Below are 15,870 nucleotides of genomic sequence, written 5' to 3'. Positions count from 1 at the left end.
CACAAGCGCTGGGCCAGGCCTGGCGCAAGGAGGATGACGTGACCGGAGGTCAGGAAGCAAGCATCAACGGCACACGAGCAGCCGCCCAACGCGGGCAGGCAACCGCCGCTACGCAACGCGGGCAGGCGAAGGAGCTCCGCAGACTGGCGCTGTTGTCCGCCGCGGCCGGACTCTTTGCCGAGAACGGCTTCACCCGGGTGTCCCTTGAAGACCTCGGCGCAGCGGCAGGCGTCAGCGGGCCGGCCGTTTACCGGCATTTCTCCGGCAAACAGGCAGTCCTAGGTGAACTTCTGCTCAGCGTCAGCCGAGACCTGCTGGACGGCGGTTTGCAGGTGGTGGCGGACTCCGCGGACCCGCTGTCCGCACTCACAGGGCTGATCCGGTTCCAGGTTGACTTCGCCCTCAGTAATCCGGACGTCATCCGTGTCCAGGACCGGGATTTCGGCAGCCTCAGCGAGGCCGACCAAACAGAGGTCAGGTCCCTGCAGCGTAGTTACGTGGAAACGTGGGTAGACGTTCTGGCACGGATTCACGCCGACGCGGACGTTCCCGGGTTGCGCGTCCGGGCACACGCAGCCTTTGGTCTGATTAACTCCACTCCCCACTCAGTGCGCCATCACGGCAGGAAGATCGCCGTGAAGTCAGCCCGCCCTATCTTGGAGCAGATGGCCCTGGCTGCACTGACGTCTGCCTGATAGTCGGACGGCCGCGGGTTCGGCTTTGGTTTCGCGTGGTTCGCGTCGTCATCCGACGCCCTGCCCAGCTGCACGCTAAAAATGTCAGACCCCAATGAAATGATTTATTCATGGAGAAACTGGCGCAGTCGATGGCATCCGGGGCGGAAGCATCCCCCGCTGTCGCTGCGCTGACCAAGGTCCGCTCCCAGCCCGTTGCGAGCATGCCTCACCTGATCAAAGCTGGGCGCACCGATTCGACGGCGCCCGTCGCCGTGATTGAACATTTCCACGGCACCGGACTGGTCAGCGGAACCGGCCCGGTCAACGGTGCTGGCCGGTTCGGCGGCGACAGGCGCCACAAGGACGCTGGGCAACTCGACGGTGTTGGTCGGCTCAGCGGAACTACCCTTCCCGACGGCACCGGCCGGCTCAACAGTACTGGCGCGCTCAACCGTGCAAAGCAGCTCATTGGCCAGGCCAAGGGCGCCCGGGCTGCAGAGTCCACCGGCGCCAAAGCCACCGGCGCCAAAGCCACCGGCGCCAAGGCCACTGTTCAACGGATTCAACGCCCGCACGGGCTGCGTCCTGAACCCGTTGCGGTTTCGGGATTAGAGCTGGGCGAACTCCTTGAAGACGCCGCTGCACTTTTGGACTCCGCACGATTGTCCGTCCCCGATGAGGTGCGGTTGTTGGGGTTTGTTGAGGCTGCTGATTTCGCGGGCAGGGTCGAGGAGATGTCCCGGTCGGTGGAGTATTTGCAGGTGGTCGCGGCCCAGGCTGTGGAACGGACCCGTAGAGAGGCACAGCTAGCCGGTCCGGGGTCCTCGTCAGCAGCACCGGAATGGCGGACGGGCTGGACCGAACCAGCCGCGGGCGCAACAGTTCCGGGAACCAACAGCGCACTGGGCTCAGTAGTGGAGGCGCCCGCCACTGATGCAGCACTTTCCGTGAGTGGCGCGGCACAATCCGCAGGTGGTGCCGGGTCAAGGGGTGGTGACGACTCCAGGGGCAGTGTGGTGGATGACGGGTACCGGAGTGCTGCGGAGTTCCTTCGGGCACGGTTGCGGATCAGCATCGGTGAAGCCCGGCGCCGGCTCTCCCTCGCCCCCGACGTCCTCCCCCAAACCGGAATGACCGGCCAACAGATCCCGGCCCGCCGCGAAATCCTCGCCGCCGCTGTCGGGTCCGCGTTGGTGCCTTCCCGGTCCGCGACGATCATCAGCACCGCCCTGGACAAAGTCCGGCACCTCACCGACGAGGAAACCATCACCCGGATGGAACACGCCCTGACCACCACTGCGGTGGAGACCGACCCCGACTTCCTCACCAAAATGACCAAACGCTGGGTCGACCACATCGACCACGACGGCCCCGAACCCTCCGAAGAAACCGTCCGCCAGCACCAAGGAGCATTCCTGCGCCGCCGACGCCGCTACGGACTGCACCACATCGAAATCTTCGCCACCGACGAACAATACGAAACCCTCACCACCGTCATGAACACCGCCACCAACCCCAGACTCACCACCAACACCGACACCGAGTCCGACGCCGACACCGGAGGCGGACCCGTCCTGGACCTGCGCACCCGGCCCCAGAAACACCTCAACGGCCTCCTCGGGGCCTGCAGTGTCGCGATGACCACCGGGAAACTCCCCGCCAACGGCGGACTCCGACCCCAACTCACCGTCACCATCGGCTACCAAGAACTCCTCAACCAACTCAACGACAACACCCGGCACAACCAACACAGTCGCACCGGAACAAGCCCGAACCACGGCAACGGCAGTGGCGGCGTTCCCGGCGCCGGCGCCGGGAACGCCGCTACCGGTACCGGGACAGTGACCCGGACTCGGATAGGGGCGGGGACAAGGTCGAGGTCTGGGTCGGCGACGTTCACCGGCCCGATCCACCCGGCCACCATCCGGAAAATCGCCTGCGACGCCGACATCATCCCCGTCCTGCTCGGCAGCGACTCCCGAATCCTGGACATCGGCCGGACCACCCGGATCTTCCCACCCCACATCCGCAAAGCCATCACCGCCCGCGACGGTGGCTGCGCCTTTCCCGACTGCACCATGCCCGCACCCTGGTGCGAAGCCCACCACACCACCTACTGGTCACACGGCGGCACCACCGGCACCGACAACGGCACACTCCTCTGCAGCCACCACCACCACCTCATCCACAAAGAACAATGGCGCATCGACATGAAAACCGGCGTCCCCTGGTTCATCCCCCCACCCCACATCGACCCAAACCAAAAACCCCGACGCAACCACCACCACACACCCCAAAGAACATAAACACACCCCCCAAACCGGCCACACCCAACACAGGTGTGAGCAGACACCGGCCTGTCCGAAAAGAGGATTGAGCAGGCACCGGCCTGTCCGAAAAGAGGTGTGAGCAGACGGCGGGGTACACGCAGCACCTTGAACGCCCGCAGTGTATAACCACAGCAGTGTGAAACCACAGCAGTGTGAAACCACCGCAGTGTAGAGCCTCAGGTCAAAGGCCTACTGTCGCGGTGAAGAACCAGCGTGCCAACGATTCGAGAGGCCACAGTTTTTTGCATTGAGCCGAGCCACGCTACTCATAGCGAGCGAGTCTCTCGAAGTGCTCAATGGTGTCAATTCCCACAGCCCAGCAAAACCAGGAGGCTGCAATGGCGAGCAGCAGCACGGTCACCCCGGCCGCGATCCTGGTCAGAGCCCGCGGCCGGGCAAAGATGGAGACACCGGCCGCTGCCGCAGACATTGTTGGAAGGAGCATCGACAGGGCCATCGCCCATTGCCGCTCCGGGATTTTGTCGTGGTAGTACGAGCCTGGGTTGTCATTGGGGTCATGGACGAACCCGGATACCACTGCGAGGAAGGTTGACACCAGGGTCAGGCACAGCAGGAGAAGAGCCCAGCCCAGCCATACATTCCCGCTCCAGCGCTTCACCATGCCTGTCATAAAACCACGGGCCTGAGTTGTCCAACGAATCCAGTACCGATTCCGCACAGCAAGGCTCACCAAAGGTTCCTTAACGGCACGCCAGGCCTTGGGACGTTCCTGTCTTCCTAGGACTCATAGGGCCAGCTTGAGAGGCTGTTTTCTTCCGCTGTGGCGCCTAGGCTGAAACTCCAGCAGCACGGTCAGGGACCAGCCACTATGGAGGAGCACAGTATGAGGATTGCCGTTACTGGCGGAAGCGGGAAATTGGGTCGGAGCGTGGTCCGTCGGCTCACGCAGGATGGCCACCAGGTGCTCAACATTGACCGCGCAGGCACCCGCGGGAAAGGCTACGTCAGCGTTGACCTCCGCAATTACGGGCAGGTACTGGATGTCATTCTGGGCTTGGACGACCAGCACCACGGCTTGGACGCGATTGTTCATCTGGCCGCCATTCCTGCTCCGGGCCTGGCCCCCGACGCCGCGATCTTCGAGAACAACATGGTGTCCACCTACAACGTGTTTCAGGCAGCACGAAGGGCTGGCATCAAGAAGGTTGTTTATGCCTCCAGCGAGACCGTCCTGGGCCTGCCTTTTGAGATCGACCCTCCCTACATTCCAGTAGATGAGGAGTACCCGGCCCGTCCTGAAAGCACATACTCGCTGGTCAAGCATCTTGAGGAGCAGATGGCCATCCAGCTCACCCGATGGGATCCGGACCTGAGTATCACGGCGCTTCGGTTCTCCAACGTCATGGACCCGGAGGACTACGATTCCTTCCCGGCCTTCGACTCCGACGCGACACTCCGAAAATGGAATCTGTGGGGCTACATTGATGCGCGCGATGGTGCTCTCGCTGTAGTGCGGGCCTTGGAACATGGTGAGCCTGGTTTCGAGGCCTTCATCATCGCTGCCGCCGATACCGTGATGAGCCGCAGCAGTGCCGGGTTGGCCGCGGAAGTCTTTCCCGGCGTCGAGGTTCTTAAAGAACTGGGCGAACACGAAACAATGCTGTCCATCGACAAAGCGCGTCGGCTGCTGGGTTTTGAACCGGAACACAGCTGGCGAAACGTCCATTCCAATCGCACCACTCCAACCGAGGACTAAGACTGGCTGACGCTCCCCCGGGCTGACGCGCGACGGCCCACCCCTTAGCTGCAGTTTCCTGCAAGCACTCGTAAAGGGATGGGCCGGCGCAGCTCGAGCTGCCGCTAAATCATGGTCATCACCATGGCAGGGTCGGCCAGGATGGCGCCGAGGTCGGCGAGGAATCGGGACCCTTGTTCCCCATCCACCAAGCGGTGGTCGAAGGACAGGCTGAGCGACATGACCTGCCGCACTGACAACTCATCGTTGACCACCCACGGTGCCTTCCGCACAGCGCCCAAGGCCACAATGGCGGCTTCGCCCGGATTCAGGATGGGAGTCCCGGCGTCGATGCCAAACACGCCGATGTTGGTGATGGAGATGGTGCCACCGGACAATTCCGACGGCGATGTTTTGCCTGCGCGGGCGGTTTCCGTGAGCTCAGTCAGGGCGGTGGACAGCTCACGCAATGTCAGCCGGTCCGCGTCCTTGATATTCGGGACTGTCAGGCCGCGGGGCGTGGCGGCGGCGATTCCCAGGTTCACGTAGTTGAACTGGACAATCTCCTGGCTGGATTCCTCCCACCGCGAATTCAGCGACGGGTTGTTCCGGAGCGCCACCAGGACCGCTTTGGCCGCAATGGTCAGCGGCGTCAGCTTATAGCCTTCGAACGCCTTGTTGCCCTTGAGCCTGGCCAGCAATTCCATGGTTGCGGTGACGTCCACCGTGAGGAATTCGGTCACGTGCGGCGCCGTGAACGCGCTCTGGACCATGGCGGCGGCCGTGAACTTTCGAACACCTTTGATGGGAGTCCGCGTTTCCCGATCACCGTGTGCCGCAGTAGCCCCAGCTTCCGTTGGAGCTTCGGGTTCCGCGGAGAAGTTCTGAACATCCTCGCGGGTGATGAGCCCGCCCGGTCCCGTGCCCGGAACCAGTTCAAGATTGACGCCAAGATCGCGGGCGAGTTTGCGCACCGGCGGGGTGGAACGTGGCCGCTCGGACGCCTCAGCCGCTGCCTGAGTGGTCACCACGGCCTCACTGGCCGCCGGAGCCGCCGGGGATGTGGACTTCACGTCCTGAACCTGCCCGCGGGCACGCCGGGTTGGGCGTCCGGAGTGTTCGACGACGGCGCCGTACCCCACCAGATTCGGCTCACGTTTGGCCGGGGCTCCCACTGCTTCAGCGCCGGCCGTCGAAGGAGAAACCGTGGCGGATGTTTCGACGGCGGACCGGTCACCAGCGGTGGCGGCGCCAGCGGTGACTGCGCCAGCGGAAGCTGCCACGGCGGACCCACCACCTCCATTCGGCGTGCCGCCCCCATTGGAGGATCCGGCGTCGTCAACCTCGAACGAGACAATTGGCTTGCCGACTTCCACTACCGTTCCGGGTTGCTCGTGAAGTTCGGCCACAACTCCGGCGAACGGAGAGGGTAGCTCCACAACAGCTTTAGCAGTCTCCACCTCGGCGATGACCTGGTTGAGCGTGACGGTGTCCCCCACCGCTACCTTCCAACTCAGAATTTCCGATTCGGTCAGGCCTTCGCCAAGGTCCGGCAGCCGGAATTCCTTGATCATGGTGGCGGTCATCCTTCCAGTCCACTCAACGAATTGGGGCGGCCCAAGGCGCGATCCACACCGTCGAGGATCCTGTCCAGGTCCGGCAGGTGGTGCATTTCGAGCTTCGAGTACGGATAGGGAACGTCAAAACCAGTGATGCGGACCGGGGCGGATTCCAGGTAGTGGAAGCACCGTTCGGTGATGCTGGCGGCAATCTCAGCGCCAAGACCGCCTGACTGAGCGGCTTCGTGAGTGATCACCAGGCGACCGGTTTTACGGACAGAGGCCTCCACTACGGGGTAGTCCACAGGTGCCAGCGAGCGAAGGTCGATCACTTCAACTGAAATACCTTCATCTGCCGCGGCCATCGCAGCATCCCTGGCCGTTTTGACCAGAGGACCGTAAGCAATCAACGTGACATCAGATCCGGCGCTCACTACGGCAGCTTTATCCAAAGGAAGGGCCTCGGACAGGCTGAAGGTTTCGTCCACATCTCCCTTGTCGTGATAACGACGCTTGGGCTCAAAGTAAAGGACGGGATCGTCCGAGGCGATGGCCTGCTGGATCATGGTGTAGGCGTCCTGCGGATTGGAAACGGCCACCACCCGGAGGCCGGAAGTGTGCGTGAAATATGCCTCCGGTGATTCGGAGTGATGCTCCGGAGATCCGATCCCGCCGCCAAAAGGCACACGAATGGTGATGGGCATTTTGACCCGCCCCTGGGTGCGGTAGTGCATCTTGGCCACTTGGCTGACGATCTGATCGAACGCCGGGTAGATGAAGCCATCGAACTGGATCTCGCAAACCGGCCGGTAGCCGCGGTAGGCCAAGCCCACAGCGGTGCCGATGATCCCGGACTCAGCCAGCGGAGAATCGATCACTCTGTGCTTGCCGAAGTCTTTCTGAAGCCCATCCGTGACGCGAAAGACGCCACCGAGCGAGCCGATGTCTTCTCCCATGAGGACCACTTTGGGATCGTTTTCGAGGGACTTCCGGAGCCCGGCATTGATGGCCCTGGCAAAAGTGAGCTTGGACATCAGAGTGCACCTTCCTCTACAGGCTGGCCGAAGCTGTTCAAATAGCGCGAGTAGTGGTCCTTCTGGCGCTCAATCCAGGAGTTGGGCGTGCTGTACACATGGTTGAAAACATCAAGCGGCTGCGGGTCCGGCATATCGATGCAGCTGGAGCGAAGTTCGGCGGCCACAGCATCTGCCTTGGACTTCACCCGGGCTTCCACGTCGTCAGTCAGCAGGCCCTTGGCTTGGAGCAATTTGCGCAGTCTCAGAATGGGGTCCTTGGCCGCCCAGTCCTCCAGCTCAATGGGGTCGCGGTAGCGCGTGGGGTCATCGGCCGTGGTGTGCGGACCCATGCGGTAGGTGACAGCCTCAATGAAGGTTGGTCCCCCGCCCTTGCGGGCCCGGTCCAAGGCCACACGCGTAGCAGCCATGACGGCCAGGACATCATTTCCATCCACGCGCATGCTCGGGATGCCAAAGCCTGTGGGCCGGTCCGCGAGCTGGACGTGCGACTGTACCCGGACGGGCTCGGATATTGCCCAATGGTTGTTCTGGCAGAAGAACACCACCGGAGCCTGGTAGCTCGCCGCGAAGACCATGGCCTCGTTGACGTCACCTTCACTTGTGGCGCCATCGCCAAAGTAGGCGAGGACCGCCGTGTTGGCTCCATCCAACTGGACACCCATGGCGTAGCCAGTGGCGTGCAGGCTTTGGGATCCAATGATGATCTGTGGTGTTGCGAGGTTGATGCGCAGGGGATCCCATCCGTAGGAGGCATTACCCCGCCATACCCGGGCAATTTCGGAGAGGTGCGCGCCGCGAACATAGGCCACGCCGCTTTCGCGGTAGCTGGGAAAGACGAAGTCGTCATCCCTGAGTGAGCGACTTGAGCCAATCTGCGCCGCCTCCTGACCCAGCAGCGGGGGCCACAATGCAAGCTCTCCCTGACGCTGGAGAGCCGTAGCTTCCGCATCTATACGGCGAATGACTGTCATGTCCTCATACAAGGAGCACAGGTGCTCATCGCCGATGTCTTTGACCCAGATATCAAACTCGGGATGGCTGATCCGCTCACCTTCCGGCGAGACCAACTGGAGCAGATCACCGCCAGTCCTCAGGGGAATTTGTGCACTATGTCCAGGGCCCGGAGTGTCTCTATGCACTCCCTTGCCCGCCTGATCCGTCAACACAGGTGATCGCAACCTTCCGGCTCGTTTTCGTCGGCGCTGGCTGAACTTGTGGTCCTGCCGCAGACCGGCCATCCGGCACCTTCGCCGGACTTAACTGTGACCCTACTCACAAGTGGCATGGGGTACAACTACCCGTTGGCACGTTGATCATTTTGCCCTGTTTCGGCACGTTGGACCGTGCTAATCTTGCGCATTATGCAACCCTTGGATGGCACCGATACCCGGCTCTTGTCTGCCATGGCCAACGATCCGCGAGGGACCGTGGTTGCCTTGGCCCAGACACTGGGCTTGTCCAGAAATACCGTCCAAGCCCGAATGGCCCAACTGGAGAAGAAAAACGCATTTCTCTCCTTTGAACGGCGCATCAATCCCGTGGCGTTGGGGTACCCGTTAACGGCCTTCATTACAGTCCACGTGCAGCAGCAAAAACTGGCCTCCCTGTCCGAGGACCTCGCTGGTATCCCGGAAATCCTTGAAGGGTTCGGGCTCACGGGCTCGGCCGACCTGCTCCTGCGCGTGGTTGCCTTGGACGCTGAGGACCTTTACCGCATCAACGGAAAGATCCTCGGCTGCGACGGAGTGGAACGCACTGATACGGCGCTGGCCATGCGGGAAATGATCCCGTACAGGGTGCAACCGTTGCTGGGAAGACGCTCGAGCCAGTGACGTTCAGCGACTGACGCTCCAGCCAATGACGTTCAGCCAGTGACCTCCAGCCGGTGAAAGTGGCACTTCACCTGCAGGAACGGGGGGTTGCAGTACTTGCCCGGCGCACCCGCATAGGATTTGATGCAAGTGGACGCATCGGGGGCCGGCCAGAGGATCCCCGGCCATGTGGTGGCGCTGCCGAAGCTGCATGAGGGTACCGAAAGGGGCACTACCGTGAGCAACCCGCAACAACCCAACCAGCCCGATCCGAACTACCCGGCTCAGTCGAACCACCCGGGCCAGAACCCGCCGCCGATCCCACCCGGGCCCGGGTACCCCCCGCAGACCGGAGCCTCACCGCAGTGGCAACAGCCGCCGTCGTCCGCTTCTTCCCAAGGCAGCCCGCAGTATGCGGCACCCGGCACGGAGCCTTACACCCAAAACCCCTACCCCCAGGGATCTAATGCATACGCGCAGGGCCAAAATCAGCCCGGCCCCTACCAGCAGCCCGGGCAGTACCAATCCGGACCGTACGGCCAGCAGCCACGCAAGAAGAGCCGGAAACTGCTGTGGATCATCCTGGGCGTAGTGGCAGGTGTGATTGTGCTGGCCGTAGTGGGCGTGCTGCTGCTGGTGAACCTGGTGGGGAACGCGACGTCCAAAGCACGGTCCCTGGCGGACGAATTCACCAACCTTGTGGTCTCCGGCCAAACCGAGCAGGCCTACGACAACTATTTGAGCCAGCCGCTAAAGGATGAGCTGGACAAGGAGTCGTTTCTGGAGGGCATCGCCAGCCTGAACCTGGACAGCTCCTGCAAACCCAACTACAACTCAGTGAACGTGAACTCGGACAACGGAAACAACAAGGCCAGCCTCGCAGGCACGTTGCAATGCGAAGGCAAGACCATTGACCTCCAGTACATCTTTGAAGGAACTGACGACCTCAAGATGAGCAGTATCCGCCTCCGCCCGTAGGAGCGCGGAAAATAATCCGATCCAAAACCCATCCACCTGCACGAATGGTCCGAATCACTGCTTGAGAGCCCCAGCCGGGGCTCAGCAGGACGGCCGGATTTCCGGCCATCACCGGAAGGTTCGGACCATGCGTACATCGCCCAATCGCCTGATCGCCACCATCTTCGGAGCCGTATACCTCTTGGTAGGCGTGCTCGGATTCTTTGTCACCTCGGGTATTGGCTTCTTTGCCACCGAGGGCGCCAACCTGATCATCTTTGCCGTGAACCCGCTTCACAACATCATCCACTTGGCCATCGGCGCCGCTCTGCTCTACTCCGGCATGAACAGCGTCCGGTTGTCCAAGTCCGTGAACACTGCTGTGGGTGGCGTCTACCTCCTGGTGGGTATCCTTGGTCTCTTCCTGGTGGGTTCCTCGCTGAACATCATTGCGCTCAACGGCGCGGATAACGTCCTGCACCTTGCCAGCGCCGTGGTTCTTCTTGGTGTCGCACTGTCCCAGGACAAAGCAACCGTCGCTTCCGCTCACGCCTGATCAGCGCTTGACCTGACCCATAGCGAGAGGACGGCAAGAGCCATGGAAAGCAAAAATCACCCCACACTCAGCGCAGCGACCCTTATGTTCGTGTACTTCGCGGCAATGGCCGCCGGGATGGTGGAGCTTTCCCTTGCCGCCGGATATCTCACTGGAACTGCAGCGGTGACTCCCCTCCTGGTGTTGGCCGGCGTGGCAACCCTCGCAGGCGGCCTGGCGTTCTTGGCCTGGTCGCTGTGGGGGCTGCACCGCAACACCCTGGTCTTCACCAGATACGCACTTCCTGTCCTGGCCCTGACTGCCGCTGCACACCTTGCGGTGACGGTGGCCGGGGTCAGCACCCAGCGCTCCTTGAATGTGAGCCACTTTGCCGCTCTTGGCCTGACGCTCATGGCAGTTGCCGGGGCCGGATGGCTAAGGCGGCACTACAAGACCAACGACGGCGGCGCCCACGGCCAGCCAAGGACCGGGCGGCTTCTGGCAGCCGCGTTCGGAGCCGCCGTCGTTGTTGCAACAGTTGCAACCCCCGGCCTGGCGGCCTCCATGGCAGGACAGCATGCCCTCCCGCACGGTGAACACGGCCAGGCACCGCACGGAGAAACCGGCCAGGGCTCCAATCCCGCCCTGGACCCGGGTCGCCACCACTAGCTGGCGGGGTCCGGACCGGCGCACCATCAACAATGCCCACTGTTGATGGTGCGCCTTGTTCGTGGATCATGGAGCCATGGATCCTCTTGAGGCGCTCGACGAAATTTCTTTTTGGCTCGAAAGAAGCCAATCCCCCACTTTCAAAGTCCAGGCGTTCCGGAAAGCAGCCGACGCCGCGCGGAAACTTCCCGCTGAGGACTTGAAGAAACTGGTGGCTTCAGGTCGGATCACCAGCCTCAAGGGTGTGGGCAACCGCAGTGCCGAGGTCATCACCCAGGCTTTGGAAGGCCGCGTTCCCGAGTATTTGGCTGACCTTCGCGAGCGGGGCACCAAATCACTGGCCTCTGGAGGCGACGCCCTGCGGGCAGCGTTGCGCGGGGATCTGCACAGCCACAGCAATTGGTCCGACGGCGGCTCCCCCATTGAAGCCATGGTTGCCGCCGCCCGCACCCTCGGCCGGGAGTATGTTGCCCTGACAGACCACTCTCCCAACCTCACCATCGCCAATGGCCTCAGCGTCGAACGGCTTGAGCAGCAACTTGATGTGGTGGACGGTATCAATGCCGCACAGGACGGGTTCCGTTTGCTCAAGGGAATCGAAGTGGACATCCTCGAAGACGGAACCCTTGACCAGACACCGGCCATGCTGGATCGCCTGGACGTTGTGGTGGCCAGCGTTCACTCAAAGCTTCGATCTGACAAGAAAACCATGACCACACGGATGCTTGGTGGCATCCGCGACCCGCATACCAACGTCCTGGGACATTGCACGGGGCGCCTGGTGCAGGGTTCCCGTGGTACCCGGCCCGAGTCCGAGTTCGATGCCGCCAAAGTATTCAAGGAGTGCGCGGAGTGGGGTGTCGCGGTGGAAATAAACTCCAGGCCCGAGCGTCAGGACCCGCCGGATAACCTCATCAAGATGGCCCTCGACGCCGGATGCCTGTTCAGCATCGACAGCGACGCCCACGCTCCCGGGCAACTCGATTTCCTCCAGTACGGTGCAGAGCGCGCCGAAGCCCTCGGTGTACCCAAGGAGCGCATTGTCACCACCTGGCCGTTGGAACAGCTAAAGGAATGGTTGAGCCTGAAGAAGTGAAGGCAGGGCGTCCACCACAAAGGGCTCCTCCTGCGACTATTCGCAGGAGGAGCCCATTGTGGATGGCATGGTGGTAGCGCAGTTAGTGGTCTACTGCCTTCTCAGCACCAACTCCAGTCAGCGAGCGCACTTCCATTTCGGCTTGCTTGGCCGGGTCTTCGCGCCGCTTGTCCAGCACTGTTCCGAGCCAGCCGAGGAAGAAGGCCAGCGGGATGGATACAATGCCCGGGTTGCTCAGCGGGAAGAAGGCGAAGTTCACCCCCGGGATCATGGAAGTCTTGGCCCCTGAAACTACCGGTGAGAACGTGATGAGCAAGATGGCCGCAGCAAGGCCGCCGTACATGCTCCATACTGCGCCCTGGGTGGTGAACTTCTTCCAGAACAAGGAGTAGACGATGGTGGGCAGGTTTGCTGATGCTGCTACTGCGAAAGCCAGCGCCACCAGGAACGCTACGTTCTGGCCGTTGGCGAAGATGCCGCCAAGGATGGCCAGGACTCCGATCACCAGTACCGTACGCCGAGCTACCTTCACTTCGGTGACTGCATCGGCTTTTCCCTTGGCGATGACATTGGCATAGATGTCGTGGGCGAAGGAGGCTGCCGCAGTGATGGTCAGGCCGGCCACCACGGCCAGGATGGTGGCAAAGGCGACTGCCGAGATAAAGCCCAGGAGGAGCGGACCTCCCAAGTGGAAGGCCAGCAGAGGCGCAGCGGAGTTGACGCCGCCCGGCGCGGATTTGATGGTTTCGGCGCCCACCAGTGCTGCTGCACCGTAGCCAAGCACCAGGGTGAAGAGGTAGAACAGGCCAATCAACCAGATGGCCCACACAACGGACTTGCGGGCTTCCTTGGCTGTGGGGACAGTGTAGAAGCGCATGAGGACGTGAGGCAGCGCAGCGGTTCCCAGGACCAAAGCAAGGCCGAGGGACATGAAGTCGAGCTTGGATGTTTCAGTCTTGCCGTATTGCAGGCCCGGGTTGAGGATTGCCGGGTTGTTGGCCGCTTCGGCTGCCGAGCCCAGCAGGCTTGAGAGATTGAAGCCGTAGATGGCCAGCACCATGGCTGTCATGACTCCCGCGCCGGCGATCAGCAAAATGGCTTTGATGATCTGAACCCAGGTGGTGCCCTTCATGCCGCCGATCAGGACGTACATGATCATCAGGGCGCCGACGACGATGATCACCAGTGCCTGACCGCCCCAGTCGCTGATGCCCAACAGGAGCGAAATCAGGCTGCCTGCACCCGCCATTTGGGCCAGCAGGTAGAAGAAGCAGACCGCCAAGGTGGACAGCGCCGCCGCAATCCGGACGGGCCGCTGGCGAAGGCGGAAGGACAGAACGTCCGCCATGGTGAACTTGCCGGTGTTGCGGAGCAGTTCAGCCACCAGGAGCAGGGCCACAAGCCAGGCAACAAGGAAGCCTATGGAGTACAGGAACCCGTCGTAGCCGTTGATGGCAATGGCACCGGTAATGCCCAGGAAGGACGCTGCCGAAAGGTAGTCTCCGGCAATGGCCGTGCCGTTCTGGGAACCTGTGAATGACCGCCCTGCTGCATAGTAATCAGCCGCCGTTTTGTTGTTCCTGCTCGCACGGAACACGATCACCATGGTGACCGCTACGAAGAGGGCGAAGATGCCCATGTTGAGCAGGGTTGTGTCTTTGAGGGCTTCAACATTGACCGCTGTGGGGACCATGGTGTTCATTTGGCTGCCCCGCTGTTCACATTGCCGTCCTTATCGAATTCGTGGCCCTCAATCTCGTTGCGGATTTCAGCAGCGATCGGGTCCAGCTTCCTGTTGGAGTAGCTCACGTACCATGCCGTAATGCCAAAGGTGGTGACGAACTGCAGCAGGCCCAGTATCAGGCCGACGTTGATGTTGCCCCACACTTTGATGGACATGAAGCCCACTGCGTAGTCGGCCAAAAGAACGTAGGCGAAATACCAGAGCAGGAATACCACTGCCATGGGGAAGACAAAGCTGCGATGCCGCTTGCGCAGTGTCTTGAACCTTTCCGTTTGTTGGACTTCCTGGAAGTCCACGGACGCGGTTGCGTCCTGGGGCTGGGCGTCATTACCCATGGTTCCTCCTGATTGTGATGTGTCCACATCAGCTCCACATGCTTTGCCAATGTGACTGCAATCACTATCGAATGCATTGCGGCACCTGTTCCAGTGAATCGCGGACTGCCGTCGGTCAGCGGTTGTGATGATGCGCCAAACGGTTCGCTGCGAAGTCCCGGCTGAACCGCAGGCGGACTCCTGGAGAACGTCCGGCTACGCTGGGCTCATGCCTGATTCCCCGCTCTTCACCGCAGCCGCGATCGCCGTGATTGTGCTGGCAGTGGCCGTGGTGGTGGGTGTTGGCCTCAAAGTGATCCGCTCGTTCCGCGATCTGGGCACAGACGCTGAGCGCGCAACGTACACCACCCTTCACGCAGCGTCCAAGGCCGGCCAGCACCTCCGCGGGGGCCTCCACCCCGCCGGCGCGGCCAAGGCCAGCAAGCAACTGCGCATCCTGCTGCGATGCGATGCGCTGGCCATCACGGACACCGACTCCGTGCTGGCCTGGGACGGTGCGGCAGAGGACCTCCGGCCAACGCTGATGCGGCTCGCGGCAGAAGTTCTCAGTACCGGCCGCACCGTAGTGGTTCCCCGTGCCGGTCATCCGGCAACCTCCGATCATCACCACGATTTCAGCGCTGTGATCGCTCCGATCCGCGCAGGGTCCAAGGTGGTGGGTTCGGTGGCTGCGCTGGCTCCTGCGGCAGGAGCCGGGCTGGTCAGGGCAACCAGCGAAGTGGCTGACTGGATTGCCGCGCAGTTGGAGCTCGCAGAGCTGGAATCTTCCCGCACCCTCCTCATGGAAGCCGAAGTCAGGGCACTCCGGGCGCAGATCAGCCCTCATTTCATCTACAACTCCCTGAACGCCATAGCCTCCTTCATCAACACCGATCCAGCCCGGGCCAGGGAGCTCGTGGTGGAATTCGCCGATTTCACCCGGTACTCGTTCCGGCGGCACGGGGACTTCACCACGGTGGCCGAAGAACTTCGCTGCATAGATCGCTATCTCCTGCTGGAACGGGCCAGATTTGGCGAGCGGGTCCAAGTCAGCCTGCGGATCGCCCCCGAAGTCCTCAGCACCGTCATCCCTTTCCTCAGCCTCCAACCGTTGGTGGAAAATGCCGTCCGGCACGGTTTGGAAGCCAAAGAAGGCCCCGGACACATCACCATTTGCGCAAATGATTCAGGTGCGTTCGCCGAAGTGACCATAGAAGACGACGGCGTGGGAATGGACCCGGAGCATCTGCGCTCAGTGCTCGCCGGACATACGGACGGTGACCACGTGGGGCTCCGGAATGTGGACGCCCGCCTCAGGCAGGTTTACGGGGATGAGCACGGGCTGGTCATTGACACGGCTCCGGGTGAAGGCACCATGATCACCATGCGGGTGCCCAAATCCCAGCCCGATCACGACGCTTGAGGCTGCGGCTAGTCTATTAATC

15 protein-coding genes are annotated in these 15,870 nt (G+C 62.0%); 9 read left to right on the top strand and 6 right to left on the bottom strand.

Going from position 1 to position 15,870, the window contains the following annotated elements; translation table 11 throughout:
- The first annotated feature begins 38 nt into the window (after positions 1–38).
- Together ABI796_RS07155 and ABI796_RS07150 are read left to right on the top strand one after the other, a co-directional pair.
- Entirely contained in the window at positions 39–695 is a 657-nt protein-coding gene (locus ABI796_RS07155; protein WP_246095817.1) for a TetR/AcrR family transcriptional regulator, read from the top strand.
- Positions 696–805: 110 nt separating this feature from the next.
- Positions 806–2,983 (top strand): DUF222 domain-containing protein, encoded by a 2,178-nt coding sequence (locus tag ABI796_RS07150; RefSeq protein WP_344762635.1) that lies wholly within the window; start codon positions 806–808, stop codon positions 2,981–2,983.
- Between the two features lie 286 nt (positions 2,984–3,269).
- Here the strand turns inward: ABI796_RS07150 and ABI796_RS07145 are convergent, their stop codons facing one another.
- Positions 3,270–3,629 (bottom strand): hypothetical protein, encoded by a 360-nt coding sequence (locus tag ABI796_RS07145; protein ID WP_141286204.1) that lies wholly within the window; start codon positions 3,627–3,629, stop codon positions 3,270–3,272.
- A 222-nt stretch (positions 3,630–3,851) separates the two neighbouring features.
- On the opposite strand from ABI796_RS07145, the gene ABI796_RS07140 reads away from it, so the two are divergent.
- Positions 3,852–4,724, top strand: coding sequence for an NAD(P)-dependent oxidoreductase (locus tag ABI796_RS07140; protein ID WP_141286202.1), 873 nt, complete (start codon positions 3,852–3,854; stop codon positions 4,722–4,724).
- Positions 4,725–4,828: 104 nt separating this feature from the next.
- Here ABI796_RS07140 and ABI796_RS07135 read toward each other — a convergent pair whose 3' ends face one another.
- The 3 genes from ABI796_RS07135 to pdhA are packed head-to-tail and all read right to left on the bottom strand — an operon-like array spanning position 4,829 to position 8,465.
- Positions 4,829–6,289 (bottom strand): dihydrolipoamide acetyltransferase family protein, encoded by a 1,461-nt coding sequence (locus ABI796_RS07135; protein ID WP_141286201.1) that lies wholly within the window; start codon positions 6,287–6,289, stop codon positions 4,829–4,831.
- Positions 6,286–7,296: an alpha-ketoacid dehydrogenase subunit beta gene (locus ABI796_RS07130; protein ID WP_141286199.1), complete on the bottom strand. Its 1,011-nt coding sequence runs from the start codon at positions 7,294–7,296 to the stop codon at positions 6,286–6,288. Before ABI796_RS07130 ends, ABI796_RS07135 begins: the two co-directional genes overlap by 4 nt.
- Positions 7,296–8,465, bottom strand: coding sequence for a pyruvate dehydrogenase (acetyl-transferring) E1 component subunit alpha (pdhA, locus tag ABI796_RS07125; RefSeq protein ID WP_141286197.1), 1,170 nt, complete (start codon positions 8,463–8,465; stop codon positions 7,296–7,298). Before pdhA ends, ABI796_RS07130 begins: the two co-directional genes overlap by 1 nt.
- 195 nt (positions 8,466–8,660) lie before the next feature.
- Between pdhA and ABI796_RS07120 the strand changes: the two genes are divergently transcribed.
- From ABI796_RS07120 to ABI796_RS07100, 5 genes are all read left to right on the top strand, one after another.
- Positions 8,661–9,131 (top strand): Lrp/AsnC family transcriptional regulator, encoded by a 471-nt coding sequence (locus ABI796_RS07120; RefSeq protein ID WP_141286208.1) that lies wholly within the window; start codon positions 8,661–8,663, stop codon positions 9,129–9,131.
- A 216-nt stretch (positions 9,132–9,347) separates the two neighbouring features.
- Complete coding sequence (locus tag ABI796_RS07115) at positions 9,348–10,088, top strand: hypothetical protein (protein ID WP_246095893.1); 741 nt, start codon at positions 9,348–9,350, stop codon at positions 10,086–10,088.
- A 127-nt stretch (positions 10,089–10,215) separates the two neighbouring features.
- Positions 10,216–10,623 (top strand): DUF4383 domain-containing protein, encoded by a 408-nt coding sequence (locus ABI796_RS07110; protein ID WP_141286195.1) that lies wholly within the window; start codon positions 10,216–10,218, stop codon positions 10,621–10,623.
- Between the two features lie 42 nt (positions 10,624–10,665).
- Positions 10,666–11,271: a hypothetical protein gene (locus ABI796_RS07105; RefSeq protein WP_141286193.1), complete on the top strand. Its 606-nt coding sequence runs from the start codon at positions 10,666–10,668 to the stop codon at positions 11,269–11,271.
- A gap of 76 nt (positions 11,272–11,347) precedes the next feature.
- Positions 11,348–12,367 carry a PHP domain-containing protein gene (locus ABI796_RS07100; protein ID WP_141286191.1) on the top strand — a complete coding sequence of 340 codons (1,020 nt, stop codon included), beginning with the start codon at positions 11,348–11,350 and terminating at the stop codon, positions 12,365–12,367.
- A gap of 82 nt (positions 12,368–12,449) precedes the next feature.
- Here the strand turns inward: ABI796_RS07100 and ABI796_RS07095 are convergent, their stop codons facing one another.
- Both ABI796_RS07095 and ABI796_RS07090 read right to left on the bottom strand, forming a co-directional pair.
- Positions 12,450–14,069, bottom strand: a complete 1,620-nt coding sequence (locus ABI796_RS07095) for a cation acetate symporter (RefSeq protein ID WP_141286189.1) — start codon at positions 14,067–14,069, stop codon at positions 12,450–12,452.
- Positions 14,066–14,446: a DUF485 domain-containing protein gene (locus ABI796_RS07090; protein WP_141286186.1), complete on the bottom strand. Its 381-nt coding sequence runs from the start codon at positions 14,444–14,446 to the stop codon at positions 14,066–14,068. Before ABI796_RS07090 ends, ABI796_RS07095 begins: the two co-directional genes overlap by 4 nt.
- A gap of 208 nt (positions 14,447–14,654) precedes the next feature.
- Between ABI796_RS07090 and ABI796_RS07085 the strand changes: the two genes are divergently transcribed.
- Positions 14,655–15,848: a sensor histidine kinase gene (locus tag ABI796_RS07085; RefSeq protein WP_141286184.1), complete on the top strand. Its 1,194-nt coding sequence runs from the start codon at positions 14,655–14,657 to the stop codon at positions 15,846–15,848.
- Positions 15,849–15,870: the final 22 nt, after the last annotated feature.

The sequence above is a fragment of the Paenarthrobacter aurescens genome (assembly GCF_041549525.1).
In the GTDB taxonomy this organism is placed as follows: Bacteria; Actinomycetota; Actinomycetes; order Actinomycetales; family Micrococcaceae; genus Arthrobacter; species Arthrobacter aurescens.
The sequence above is the reverse complement of the archived record's forward strand: the minus strand, read 5'-3'. Positions and strand labels throughout refer to the sequence as shown.

What these genes read in the sequence shown, in the direction of transcription:
- ABI796_RS07150 (WP_344762635.1), top strand. Translation starts at nt 806, where the DNA reads ATGGAGAAACTGGCGCAGTCGATGGCATCCGGGGCGGAAGCATCCCCC.
- ABI796_RS07145 (WP_141286204.1), bottom strand. Translation starts at nt 3,629, where the DNA reads ATGGTGAAGCGCTGGAGCGGGAATGTATGGCTGGGCTGGGCTCTTCTC.
- ABI796_RS07140 (WP_141286202.1), top strand. Translation starts at nt 3,852, where the DNA reads ATGAGGATTGCCGTTACTGGCGGAAGCGGGAAATTGGGTCGGAGCGTG.
- ABI796_RS07135 (WP_141286201.1), bottom strand. Translation starts at nt 6,289, where the DNA reads ATGACCGCCACCATGATCAAGGAATTCCGGCTGCCGGACCTTGGCGAA.
- ABI796_RS07130 (WP_141286199.1), bottom strand. Translation starts at nt 7,296, where the DNA reads ATGTCCAAGCTCACTTTTGCCAGGGCCATCAATGCCGGGCTCCGGAAG.
- ABI796_RS07120 (WP_141286208.1), top strand. Translation starts at nt 8,661, where the DNA reads ATGCAACCCTTGGATGGCACCGATACCCGGCTCTTGTCTGCCATGGCC.
- ABI796_RS07110 (WP_141286195.1), top strand. Translation starts at nt 10,216, where the DNA reads ATGCGTACATCGCCCAATCGCCTGATCGCCACCATCTTCGGAGCCGTA.
- ABI796_RS07105 (WP_141286193.1), top strand. Translation starts at nt 10,666, where the DNA reads ATGGAAAGCAAAAATCACCCCACACTCAGCGCAGCGACCCTTATGTTC.
- ABI796_RS07100 (WP_141286191.1), top strand. Translation starts at nt 11,348, where the DNA reads ATGGATCCTCTTGAGGCGCTCGACGAAATTTCTTTTTGGCTCGAAAGA.
- ABI796_RS07095 (WP_141286189.1), bottom strand. Translation starts at nt 14,069, where the DNA reads ATGAACACCATGGTCCCCACAGCGGTCAATGTTGAAGCCCTCAAAGAC.
- ABI796_RS07090 (WP_141286186.1), bottom strand. Translation starts at nt 14,446, where the DNA reads ATGGGTAATGACGCCCAGCCCCAGGACGCAACCGCGTCCGTGGACTTC.
- ABI796_RS07085 (WP_141286184.1), top strand. Translation starts at nt 14,655, where the DNA reads ATGCCTGATTCCCCGCTCTTCACCGCAGCCGCGATCGCCGTGATTGTG.